This is a genomic window from Actinomyces sp. oral taxon 849 str. F0330 (assembly GCF_000239715.1).
GTDB lineage: Bacteria > Actinomycetota > Actinomycetes > Actinomycetales > Actinomycetaceae > Actinomyces > Actinomyces johnsonii.
In genome coordinates, this window is record NZ_JH470349.1 from 6,706 (window position 1) to 18,709 (window position 12,004).

The window sequence follows — 12,004 nt, forward strand, 5'->3', positions numbered from 1 at the left end:
TCGAGCTCATGGAGCCCGCGCTCGGGCGGTGGCTACTCGGGCGGCTCGGGCGGCGGGCTCGACCTGGGCTCGCTCCTACTGGGCGGGCTGCTGCTGGGCGGCGGCCACAGCTATGGCGGCTGGGGCTCCCACCACCACGACGATGACTGGGGCGGCGGCTTCTTCTCGGGAGGCGGAGACTTCCTCGATGGGGTCGGCGACTTCTTCGATGGGGGCGGCGACTTCTGAGCTCCGGTTCTCCGCCGTCGGGTCCCGCTCATGAACCAGTCATGCCCTGAGCGATGAGATCCCCGCCCGCGTGACTCCGGCGGCCCGCACCTGAGATCATGACGCCTGATCCGCTGGCCCACCCGGCCATCATCCGGCAACCGCCGTGCCCATAACTGCCCATACCGACGTCGCACCTCGACGGAAGGACGAATCAACTATGGCTGAGAAGCAGTCGATCCTGGGGCGCATCGCCCAGCTGACCCGCGCCAACGTCAACGCACTCCTGGACCGCGCCGAGGACCCGGAGAAGATGCTCAACCAGCTGGTGCGGGACTACACGGCCTCCATCGCCGAGGCCCGCGACGCCGTCGCCCAGACGATCGGCAACCTCCGCCTGGCCGAGAAGGACCACGACGCCGACGTCGCCGAGGCCCGCGACTGGGGCAATAAGGCCCTGGCCGCCTCCCGCAAGGCCGACCAGCTGCGCGCCGGCGGCGACACGCCCGGTGCGGACAAGTGGGACTCGCTGGCCAAGATCGCGCTGACCAAGCAGATCACGGCGGAGAACGAGGCCAAGGCCGCCGAGCCGATGATCACCTCCCAGCGCCAGGTCGTTGAGCAGCTCAAGACCGGTCTGCAGCAGATGGAGGTCAAGCTCGGTGAGCTGCGCTCCAAGCGCGACCAGCTCATCGCCCGCCAGAAGACCGCCGAGGCCCAGGTCAAGGTGCAGGGCGCCATCCGCTCCATCAATGTCCTGGACCCCACCAGCGAGCTGTCCCGCTACGAGGACCAGGTGCGTCGGGTCGAGGCCCAGGCCGCCGGGCAGATGGAGCTGGCCGGTTCCTCCCTGGAGGCCCAGTTCGCCGAGCTCGAGTCCTCCGGTGCCGGTCTGGAGGCCGAGGCCCGCCTCGCCGCCCTCAAGTCCGGGCAGAACCCGGCGCTGCCGGGCGCCCAGCAGCAGGCCCCCGCCCAGATCACTGACGGGGACGACGCCGCCATCAACGCCGCCTTCGAGGCCCTCAAGACCCAGAGCCAGCCGGTCGGCGAGGAGAAGTCCTCCTACTGAGAGCCCTCTCGCGGGGCCGGGCACTGAACCGGCCGAGCCGCGAGCGCCCGTATTCTGCACCGCGGAGCCGCCCGGCACTCGTCACCGAGACGGGGCCGGGCGGCTCCGCGCCGCCTGGCATCAGCGAGCACCGGCGCATCCCCGCCAGGGGCCGGCCACCGTCTGCGATCACCCTCGGGGCACGCCCCGAGAGCTCCCCCGAGCCGGCCGGAAAGGGCTAAAATCCGCGGCGCTTGCCCGAGCGTCGCCTCCTGCTGGGAGACAACCGGACCGGTAACATGGGGCCCATGAGCGTACCGACTTATCTTCTCGTCGATGGCGAGAACATTGACGCCACCCTCGGCATGAGCGTGCTGGGGCGGCGTCCCGAACCTGAGGAGCGGCCCCGTTGGGACCGGGTCCTCGCGTATTGCGATGAGCTGTCCTCCGCCGACGCCGCCGAGGGCGAGGGCGATGAGGCCCGCGCGCTGTTCTTCCTCAACGCCACCAGCGGTCACATGCCCATGAGCTTCATCCAGGCCCTGCTGGCCATGGACTACCGTCCCGTTCCCCTGGCCGGGTCGGGCAGCAATGAGGAGAAGGTCGTCGACATCGGTATTCAGCGCACCCTGGAGGCGCTGGCCGAGCGGGTCGAGTCCGGCCAGGAAGCCCACATCCTGCTGGGCAGCCACGACGGCGACTACATCCCCCACATCGAGCGGCTCCTGCAGGCGGGCGCCAAGGTGGGGATCCTGTGCTTTCGCGAGTTCCTCAACGCCCAACTGGCCGCGCTGGAGGGCGATGGGCTGACGGTCTACGACCTGGAGAGCGACGTCAAGGCCTTCACCATCCCCCTGCCGCGCGTGTGCATCATCCCGCTGGAGGACTTCGACCCGCTCGCCTTCCTCTGATCCTTCGGCGGGGCGACGGCATCGGCCGTCGCCCCGCCCCATCTCACAACCCGACTCGCCCGGAGCGTTTCACCGGCCGCCTCTGTGCGACAGCAACCACGCAGACCCCACTTTCTCGTGGAAATCCCAGGGCATGCGGCCATCGGGTCGCACCATACGTCGCACAAAGCATTTGACCCGTCAACAGCGACCATTCGGAACCCATTCAGGAAACGACCAGAAAGTGAAGGGATGGTGAGCAGCATGGAGCGTTCCCAGCAGTCCCGCACCGAAGCTCACCTCCTTGTCGTCGACGATGAGCCCAACATCCGCGACTTACTCGCCTCCTCCCTGCGCTTCGCGGGCTTCGAGGTCTCGATCGCAGGAGACGGCAACGGCGCCCTCAAGACGGTGGAGAAGACGTCCCCCGACCTGGTGGTCCTCGACGTCATGCTGCCCGATATGGACGGCTTCACCGTGGCCCGGCGCCTGCGCGAGCGCGACGTGACCACTCCCATCCTCTTCCTGACCGCCCGCGACGACATGGCGGACAAAGTTCAGGGCCTGACCGTCGGCGGCGACGACTACGTCACCAAGCCCTTCGGCCTGGAGGAGGTCATCGCTCGCATCCGCGCCATCCTGCGCCGCACCCACGCCATCGAGAATGAGGACGACGGCGTCGTGCGCGTGGCCGATCTGGTTCTGGACGAGGACGCCCACGAGGTGTACCGCGCCGAGGTGGAGGTGGACCTGTCCCCCACCGAGTTCAAGCTCCTGCGCTACCTCATGCTCAACGCCGGGCGCGTCGTGTCCAAGGCCCAGATCCTCGACCACGTCTGGGAGTACGACTGGAACGGCGACGCCGCGATCGTGGAGTCCTACATCTCCTACCTGCGCCGTAAGGTGGACCAGATTCAGGGAGCTGACGGCCAGCCCGTCACCCCGCTCATCCAGACCCGTCGTGGAGTGGGCTATATGCTGCGCGAGCCCAAGGCCGAGTGATGGCCGCGGCGCGTGGGGGGAGCACGCGCCCGGCCAAGTCGTCCGGCAAGCAGCACCGGCCGATCAAGCGGGGCCGGTGGCACCCGATCACCGCGGTCCAGCGGCCCTGGCAGGCGATGCCGCTGCGCACCCGCTTGACCCTCATGACGACGGGCCTCCTGGCCATCGGGCTCATCGTCGTCTCCTTTGTGGTGACCTCCCTGCTCTACAGCCACATGATGGGGCAGATCGACAGCCAGCTGCGCACCACCTCGGTGGCCATTGGGAGCCAGGGATTGGCCCAGATCCGCGAGGGCGGAACCAGCAGCACCACCTTCCCCTCGAATTACTACGTCAAGGCCGAGTACCTCGACGCCACCCGCAACGGGGAGTGGATCTCGGCCGACACCGCCACCAAGTACGGCCGCCCCGAGATCAAGGGCCTGGACTACCGGCGCGCCCTGGCCCACGCGGATAAGGGCGACTACCCGATCACGACGGTCAACTCGGATCAGCCCGGCCACCAGTGGCGGATGATCACTCTGCTCATCCAGGACAAGGAAACCCAGGAGTACACAGGTGCCGTGGCCCTGGCCCTCCCGCTGAGCGACATCATGGAGACCGTTGAGCGGACCCGCCTGGTGGTGGCCCTGGCCGACGTCTCGATCATCTCGGTGGGCGCCGTCTTCGCCACCTACCTGGTCCACCGCTCCTTCCGATCCCTGCGCCAGATCGAGGGCGTGGCCGGGCGGATCGCCCATGGCGACCTGTCGGCCCGCATCCTGGTCACCGAGCCACGCACCACAGAGGTCGGCTCCCTGCAGCGGGCGATCAACGCGATGCTCTCCCAGAACGAGAACGCCTTCGCCGCCCAGGTCGTGGCCCAGGAGCGGATGACCCGATTCGTCTCCGACGCCTCCCACGAGCTACGCACACCCCTGGCCGCGATCCGCGGCTACGGCGAGCTCTACCGGATGGGCGGGGTGCCCGCCAACAAGACCGGCGAGGTCATGGGGCGCATCGAGACAGAGTCCAATCGGATGGGGCGACTGGTCGATGACCTCCTCCAGCTGGCCCGGATCGACGAGGGCCGAGAGATGTCCATGGAGCCGGTCAACCTCACCGAGCTGGCTGCCGGAGCCCTGAGTGACATGATGGTCCTGGCCCCCGAGCGCGACTGCGGCCTCATCCCCTTGGATCCCCGCGATGAGGCCGCCGGCAAGGAGGCGCCGTCGATCCAAGTCATCGGCGATCGCGATCGCCTCTCCCAAATCCTCACCAACCTGCTGGGCAACGTCGTGCGCCACACGCCTACGGGCACGCCGGTGGAGATCGCCATCGGCATGGCGCCCCCGCACGCGAATCCGACGGCGCAGCCGGTCGTCGTGGTCGAGGTGCGCGACCACGGCCACGGCGTTCCGCCGGAGGCGGCCGAGAAGGTCTTCCAGCGCTTCTACCGCTCCGACACCTCCCGCAACCGGGAGACCGGCGGCTCCGGTCTGGGCCTGGCGATCGTTCTGGGGATCGTGGCCGCTCACAAGGGCACGGTCCAGATGCTTCAGACCCCCGGCGGCGGCGCCACCGTTCACATCGAGCTGCCGCCAGCACCGGCCTGGTAGACACGATCAGCCCCGGTCATCCCCGGACCCGCCGTCCGAGACGCCGTAAGAGTGGCGCGCGAGACACTGTGTCACGTCGACGTTGCGGTAAAGACAGTCCTACGATGGCACACGTTCCATTTCCAACACGGAGACTGACCCATGGGTGTCATCGACGCACCGCAATGGCTCCTGCCGGCCTTCACCCGCTCGGTGAAGGCGCTCGGCGCCACTCAGCCCCCAGAGGCGATCCGCTCCGCCGGCGAGCTCCTCATTGAGCGCTGGTCCACGCCGGACCGCCGCTTCCACAATCTGCGCCATCTCATCGACATGCTCGCGCGCGTCGACGAGTTGGCAGAGGAGTCCCACAACCCGAACATCATGCGGATCGCCTGCTGGTACCACGGGTGCGTCTTCTCCTCCGACGCCGAGGAGGTCAGCCGCGGTAACGGCGGCGAGGACGAGACCGCCTCGGCGGCCTTCGCCGAGGCGGACCTCCACCACTTGGGCGTCCCGATGGAGACCGTCAAGCGGGTGTGCTGCCTCATCGTCAACCTCAAGCGGCACATGCTCGACGAGCATGATATCGATGCCCAGGCGCTTATCGACGCCGACCTGGGGACCCTGGCCGTGGACCCGCAGACCTATGCAGAGTACGTGCGCCTGCTGCGCGAGGAGTACTCCCATATTCCCCTGGGGGCGTATCTGCGCGGGCGCCTGACGATCGTCTCCCGACTGCTGGACCGCGATCATCTCTTCCACTCCCCCCTGGGCGAGCGTTGGGAGCACGCGGCCCGGGAGAACCTGTCGGCCGAGCAACGACGGTTGAGGGAGAAACTCGCCAAGCTCTCCGACGTACCCGGCGCAGAGACCGGACAAGACGATCATCAGGTGGCCGACGCCCTCCCCGACCGGGCCATGCCCCGCCCCGACCCCACGACTCCGGTTGCCGGAGACACTGCGACCACTGCTCGCCCCGAACCGGTCCCTGAGCGGCTCGACGACGGCGCCGGGAGCGATCCCCGCACTCCTCCGCTGGGGCTGCGCGTCCTGACTCCGGCCGGACAGCCAGCCCCCGGCCCGTCTCGGGACGGGGACACCCTGCGTATCGACACCAACAGCCTGAGGGCTTTGAAGTCCGCGCCGTCGTCAACGACCCCGGCGGTAGCCGCGTCGCCGGCATCGTCCGCGCCGTCGTCTCCGTCGAGTGCTCCCTCCCCGCGTACCCCCGCCAGAGGGATTCCGGCCGTTTCCCCGGCCTCCGTGCACAGACCCGGCGAGACGCCCGCCGACCGCAGCGACGCGCTCGAGGACGGGGACGGCGAGGAGGCGATGGCGCACACGGCCTCAATGGAGTCCTGCGTCGCCGACCTGGATCTGCTCATGTGCTCACGCAACCGCTCCGACGAGACCGAGGACCGCCGTGCCCGGGTTCAGGCCGAGCGGGACAAGCTCGCCGAGAAGCTGCGGGCCAAGACTCAGGAGGCCAAGGAGCTGCGCGAGGCCCGTACCGGTGAGATCACCCCCATCGCTGAGGAGATCATCGACGACGGCGCCGGCAGCCTCTAAGCGTCTGCGCGGGTCCTGCGTGGCCACAGGCCGTCGCCTGCGGGCCCAGTCCACAGGGCCGGCTGCGCGCCCGACGTGAACCGGATCCGGCCTCTAACGTGAGAGGCACAGCGTGCACCACTGAGCACCGCAGCGCACGGCCTTCGAGCCGCCTCTCACGAAAGGACCCAGCCATGCCCACCTACTCCGTCGACACCGCCGCGGTGGCAGACACCGCCGCACGGACACGAAGCCGTATCGCGACGATTCAGACCGAGGTCGACGCCATGCAGGGCGATATCGGCCTGCTGCAGTCCTGCTGGACCGGGACGGCGTCGGACTCCATGGCCACCTGCGCATCCGACTGGCACCTCACCCAGCTCCAGGTGCAGTCCAACCTCGACCAGATCAGCCTCGCCCTGGATAACGCCGCCGTCTGCTACGACGACGCCGAGACCACGAACAAGGGCCGTTTCGCAGCACCCGCCCCGGCTCCGGCCGCGAGCACCGGGCCCGTGGCCGGCCAGTAGGCCCGCCCACGGCGGCCAGGAGACCGTATCGGCCACCGTGCCACCGCCGACCGCGCACGTTACGGCATACAGGTGCCGGCAGTGCACGCGAAGCGGCGGGCCGTCCCTCACGCGAGTGGGAGACGGCCCGCCGCCGGGTCCCGGGTCCGGCCGCGTATCGCGGGCCGGGACTACCGGGCAGTGACTGGCTCGTGATGAGTGACGTCGATCAGTACATGCCACCCATGTCGCCGGCGCCGCCCTCGGCCGGGGCGGCCGGGGGCTCGGGCTTGTCGGCCACGACGGCCTCGGTGGTCAGGAACAGACCGGCGATGGAGCCGGCGTTCTGCAGGGCCGAGCGGGTCACCTTGACCGGGTCGGCGATGCCGGCGGCCAGCAGGTTGACGTACTCTCCGGTGGCGGCGTTGAGGCCCTCACCGGTGGGCAGGTTGCGCACGCGGTCCACGACGACGCCGCCCTCGAAACCGGCGTTGATCGCGATCTGCTTGAGCGGGGCCTCCACGGCGACCTTGACGATCGCAGCACCAGTGGCCTCGTCGCCCGCGAGCTCGAGGGAGTCGAGAACCTCGGCGGCCTGGAGCAGGGCGACGCCACCACCGGCGACGATGCCCTCCTCGACGGCGGCCTTGGCATTGCGCACGGCGTCCTCGATGCGGTGCTTGCGCTCCTTGAGCTCCACCTCGGTGGCGGCGCCGGACTTGAGGACGGCCACGCCACCGGCCAGCTTGGCCAGGCGCTCGGAGAGCTTCTCGCGGTCGTAGTCGGAGTCGGAGTTCTCGATCTCCAGGCGGATCTGGGAGGTACGGGCGTCGATGGCGTCCTTGTCGCCAGCGCCCTCGACCAGGGTGGTCTCGTCCTTGGTGACGACGACCTTGCGGACCTGGCCCAGATCCTCCAGGGTGGCGTTCTCGAGCTTGAGGCCGACGGTCTCGGAGATGACCGTGCCGCCGGTGAGGATCGCCATGTCCTGGAGCATCGCCTTGCGGCGGTCGCCGAAGCCGGGAGCCTTGACCGCCACGGACTTGAAGGTGCCGCGGATGCGGTTAACGACGAGGGTGGCCAGGGCCTCGGCCTCGACGTCCTCGGCGATGATGGCCAGCGGCTTGCCGGTCTGCATGACCTTCTCCAGCAGCGGGAGCAGATCCTTGACGTTGGAGATCTTGGACTCGACCAGCAGGACGTAGGAGTCCTCCAGGACGGCCTCCTGGCGGTCGGGGTCGGTGACGAAGTAGGGGGAGATGAAGCCCTTGTCGAAGCGCATGCCCTCGGTGACCTCGAGTTCGAGGCCGAAGGTGTTGGACTCCTCGACGGTCACGACGCCCTCGTGGCCGACCTTCTCCAGGGCCTCGGCGATGAAGGCGCCGATCTGCTCGTCGGCGGCGGAGATGGAGGCGGTGGCCGCGATCTCCTCCTGGGTCTCGACCTCCTTGGCGTCGGCGAGCAGGCGCTCGACGACGGCCGCAACAGCCTTCTCGATGCCGCGGCGCACGGCGATCGGGTTGGCGCCGGCGGCGACGTTGCGCAGGCCCTCGTGCACCAGGGCCTGGGCCAGGACGGTCGCGGTGGTGGTACCGTCGCCCGCGACGTCGTCGGTCTTCTTGGCGACCTCCTTGACGAGCTCGGCGCCGATCTTCTCGTAGGGCTCCTCGAGCTCGATCTCCTTGGCGATGGTCACACCGTCGTTGGTGATCGTGGGAGCGCCCCACTTCTTGTCGAGCACGACGTTGCGGCCCTTGGGGCCCAGGGTGACCTTGACGGTGTCGGCGAGGGTGTTGAGGCCGCGCTCCATGCCGCGGCGGGCCTCCTCGTCGAAGGCGATGATCTTGGACATTGAGTTTCCTCCACTGCGTGGTAGGGGCGGCCGGTTCGTGCCCGCGACGGACGGATCGGTCCCCGGACGTTCACGTCACGCCCGACGCCGGTCCTCACGTTCCAGCCTGTGTGGATTGAGATTGCATTCGTGGATGCGTTGTCACTCGAGGACTCCGAGTGCTAACCGCAATGCTGGCACTCTCGGCCCTTGAGTGCAAGGCGCTCAGATCTGATCCGCGTTGAATCCTCCGACGGCGAATCGGGGAATCGCGGCAACACCCGCGGGGTCCCTCAGCAGCACGGACTCGATTCACGACCACTCGTTCGCTGCTCCTGGGGCGGTGGCCAGCAGGATGAGCGCGCAGGTCCAGGCCAGGGGAGCGGGCCCCGCCGGGGCGCCGTCGGACAGGACCTTCTCCGGCAGGGCGCCGGCGCCGGTGCGGTGCTCCTCCAACCACGACAGCAGCCGTATGCCCTCATCCTCCATCCCCAACGACAGGGCCGACCAGGCCAACAGGGCGGTCTCCGGCGTCCAGGAGACGCCGTCGTCGCGCCAGCCGGACCCCGGGGCCAGACCGCCGGAGGGGCGTCGCATGCGAGCCGCGGCCGTCCGCCTGGCCTCGCGCGCTCCCGTCAGGGCATCGGTGAAGGGCGGCAGGACCAGGGCGATCGCGGCATCGATGTCATCGCGCCGCACGTGCCGCCCCCAGGAGGGGGCGAAGTTCAGTTCCATGGCGCGGCGCACCACCTCCGCCCGGTCGGCCAAGGCCTGGGACGGGACGGCCAGATCGACCCCGGCCCCGGCCATCGCCGTCGCGGCCTCGAGTCCCAGGAGCACTGGCGCAGCGGTCCCCAGGGTGAGCACCGTCTCGGCGACCTCCCAGTAGTCGGGCGTCGTGGCGGGCAGGTGCGAGGGCGTGTCCGTCATCGTCAGGAGCCGGGCCGCGGCGCGCGCCAGGCGCGTTCCCACTGAGGCGCCTAGCTCTGCGGCGGAAACGCCGTCGTCCAGGAGTCGGGCCGCGGCCCATAGGAACCATCCGGAGCCGTCGCCCTGGGGAGGGCGGTTATCAGGGGCCTGGCCACTGCTGGTGTAGCGGGCCTCGAAGCCGCCGTCGGCCCGCTGCCAGGAGGCCAGGTTGCCCAGTACCCCCAGGGCCTCCTCGGGAAGGTTCACCGCGCTGAGGGCGGCCGCGGCGAACGCGGCGTCCCGGGGCCAGACATAGCGCCAGATGCCGACCGGCGCAGCCACTACCGCGCCCGTGGGGAAGGCCTCCGCATCCTGCGGGCGCCCGTCGCCGTCGTGCGCAACGCCGCTCGCGGAACCGGAGCGGGCGGTGGGATTCCGAGTGGGCCTCTGATCGGGCGCCGTCGTCCGCCGGACTGTCGGTCCCGTCATCAGCACCGGCCCGGTCAGGGCCAGCAGGTCGGTCAGGGAGACTTCCGCCAGGTCCTTCCACCTGCCTGCGGGAAGACGCGCCGTCTCGCGGCGCGCAAGGGCCTGACGGGCCAGTGCGTCCCGCTCCGACACCGTCAGCCCCCATGGCGCAGGCTCCTCGGGCAGGCGGGTCCCCGGCACACAGGTCACCGTGTCGCCCGGAGCGAGGGGGTTCACCGCCCCTCCCCCGCCCACAACCAGGCCGTTGCTCAGCAGTGTCGGCTCGCGGTACGAGAGCCGTCCAAGACGGGGGCCCGCCCAGATGGCTGCGGCGGCGGTGAGCGGGGCTGCCGCAGCAAGTGTCAGGATCCGACGGCGGCTGGGGCGCGCCGGCAGCCTCATGGACTCGTACTACCCGTTACGGCTTGTAGTCATCGCGCAGGATGACGACGATCGGGTTGGACTGCGCGTTCTCCGCGCTCTCCACCACGTTGCTGATGCCCAGTTTCTTGCCGACCTCCTCGGCCGCGGGACGGTTCTCCGGGGAGCTGAAGTAGACCGTCGACTTGGCAGGCTCCTCTCCCTCGTAGATCCCGGGGGTGACGTTCACCGCGGTGAAGCCGCCGTTGGTGAGCTTGTCGCTGGCGCCCTTGGCCAGACCACTGGTCGACGTTCCGTTGGCCACAGTGACCCCGGTGTTGAAGTCGACGTTGCCGGAGGAACTGGCGGAAGCGGAGGCGGAGGCACTGGGCTTGGCCGAGGCGTCGGCCGACTTGTTATCAGCAGGTTGGGAGGCCTTACCGGACTTCTCGCCCGAGGCACGAGTGCTCGTGGCCTGCCCACCTTGGGCGGGCCGGGAGGACGACGCCGTGCCCGACGAGCCGCCGGAGCCCCCCGTGCCGTTGAGGAACAACGTCACGGCCCCCCAGGCGAGCGCCGGGACAATGACGATGATCGCCAGCAGTGGCACCCAGCTGCGCCACCGGGGCACCTGAGCGCGGTGCACGCCGACGGGAACCGGGCCGTCGTCTTCGCCGACGTCGAACTCGTCCTCGGGGTAGTCGTAGTTGCTCACCCTCACAAGATACCGGTCCGAGCACCATTCGTCGGGTATTGATCGCCACGTCCGGCTCACATAACCGCGCCGTCCGGCCGGACAAGATCCTGCAAGCACCGGCAGCGGGCCGTTAGGCTCGCAGTGTGACGACCGCCAAGCCCCTGTCAGAGCTCATCGACCCCTCCTGGGCACGCGCCCTGGCGCCCGTGGAGCCCACGATCCATGAGATCGGGGAGCGGCTGCGCAAGGAGGTGGCCTCCGGCGCCGGGTATCTGCCGGCGGGAACGGACGTGCTGCGGGCCTTCACCTACCCGATGGATGACGTGCGCATCCTCATCGTCGGCCAGGACCCCTACCCCACCCCGGGACACCCCATGGGGCTGAGCTTCTCGGTGGCCCCTGGCGTACGGCCCCCGCGCAGCCTGGAGAACATCTTCCGCGAGCTGGTCAGCGACCTGGGCGTGCCCCGGCCGACGTCGGGGGATCTCACACCGTGGTGCGAGCAGGGCGTCATGCTGCTCAACCGGGTTCTCACCGTTCGGCCCGGGGCGCCGGCCTCGCACAAGGGCTGGGGCTGGGAGAAGGTGACGCAGTGCGCGATCGAGGCCCTGGTTCAGCGCGGCGGCCCGCTGGTGGCGATCCTGTGGGGACGGCCGGCGCAGTCCCTGACCCCCATGCTGGGGCAGACGCCGATCATCGCCTCACCGCATCCTTCCCCGCTGTCCGCCTCGCGCGGGTTCTTCGGTTCGCGCCCCTTCAGCCGCGCCAACACGATCCTCACCGAGATGGGGGCCTCCCCCGTGGACTGGCGTCTACCCTGACACATCGCCTACTCCACGTGGTTCGGGGCGTGCTGGCCGGGAACCATCTGGTAGACACGGGTCCATGCCTGATCACCAGCCAGAACAGCTTCCGCACCGGGTCTCCCGGCACGCGGCCGCCGCCGACGCCCCCGCCT

The 12,004-nt window shown here is 69.5% G+C and carries 10 protein-coding genes and 1 pseudogene; 8 read left to right on the forward strand and 3 right to left on the reverse strand.

Translation table 11 applies throughout. The features are described 5' to 3' along the window. The 7 genes and pseudogenes from HMPREF0975_RS02145 to HMPREF0975_RS02175 all read left to right on the forward strand — a co-directional run. A pseudogene (locus HMPREF0975_RS02145) lies at positions 1–228 on the forward strand (TPM domain-containing protein); the annotation flags it as partial. A gap of 199 nt (positions 229–427) precedes the next feature. Continuing rightward, positions 428–1,276 (forward strand): PspA/IM30 family protein, encoded by an 849-nt coding sequence (locus tag HMPREF0975_RS02150; protein ID WP_009232474.1) that lies wholly within the window; start codon positions 428–430, stop codon positions 1,274–1,276. A 287-nt stretch (positions 1,277–1,563) separates the two neighbouring features. Next, positions 1,564–2,166, forward strand: coding sequence for an NYN domain-containing protein (locus HMPREF0975_RS02155; protein ID WP_034472811.1), 603 nt, complete (start codon positions 1,564–1,566; stop codon positions 2,164–2,166). A 243-nt stretch (positions 2,167–2,409) separates the two neighbouring features. Beyond that, positions 2,410–3,147, forward strand: coding sequence for a response regulator transcription factor (locus tag HMPREF0975_RS02160; protein WP_003785315.1), 738 nt, complete (start codon positions 2,410–2,412; stop codon positions 3,145–3,147). Next, complete coding sequence (locus HMPREF0975_RS02165; RefSeq protein WP_009232476.1) at positions 3,147–4,745, forward strand: sensor histidine kinase; 1,599 nt, start codon at positions 3,147–3,149, stop codon at positions 4,743–4,745. Before HMPREF0975_RS02160 ends, HMPREF0975_RS02165 begins: the two co-directional genes overlap by 1 nt. Positions 4,746–4,886: 141 nt before the next feature. Beyond that, positions 4,887–6,293, forward strand: a complete 1,407-nt coding sequence (locus HMPREF0975_RS02170) for an HD domain-containing protein (RefSeq protein WP_009232477.1) — start codon at positions 4,887–4,889, stop codon at positions 6,291–6,293. Between the two features lie 173 nt (positions 6,294–6,466). Continuing rightward, positions 6,467–6,802 (forward strand): WXG100 family type VII secretion target, encoded by a 336-nt coding sequence (locus HMPREF0975_RS02175; RefSeq protein ID WP_009232478.1) that lies wholly within the window; start codon positions 6,467–6,469, stop codon positions 6,800–6,802. A gap of 208 nt (positions 6,803–7,010) precedes the next feature. Here HMPREF0975_RS02175 and groL read toward each other — a convergent pair whose 3' ends face one another. From groL to HMPREF0975_RS02190, 3 genes are all read right to left on the reverse strand, one after another. Continuing rightward, a complete protein-coding gene (gene groL, locus HMPREF0975_RS02180) occupies positions 7,011–8,633 on the reverse strand; it encodes a chaperonin GroEL (protein WP_009232479.1) in 1,623 nt (540 codons plus the stop codon). Between the two features lie 291 nt (positions 8,634–8,924). Beyond that, the gene (locus tag HMPREF0975_RS02185) at positions 8,925–10,391 is read right to left on the reverse strand and encodes a hypothetical protein (RefSeq protein WP_009232480.1); all 1,467 of its coding nucleotides are present in this window, start codon (positions 10,389–10,391) and stop codon (positions 8,925–8,927) included. Between the two features lie 16 nt (positions 10,392–10,407). Continuing rightward, complete coding sequence (locus tag HMPREF0975_RS02190) at positions 10,408–11,070, reverse strand: LytR C-terminal domain-containing protein (protein ID WP_009232481.1); 663 nt, start codon at positions 11,068–11,070, stop codon at positions 10,408–10,410. A 119-nt stretch (positions 11,071–11,189) separates the two neighbouring features. Between HMPREF0975_RS02190 and HMPREF0975_RS02195 the strand changes: the two genes are divergently transcribed. Further along, positions 11,190–11,867 carry a uracil-DNA glycosylase gene (locus tag HMPREF0975_RS02195; RefSeq protein WP_009232482.1) on the forward strand — a complete coding sequence of 226 codons (678 nt, stop codon included), beginning with the start codon at positions 11,190–11,192 and terminating at the stop codon, positions 11,865–11,867. Positions 11,868–12,004: the final 137 nt, after the last annotated feature.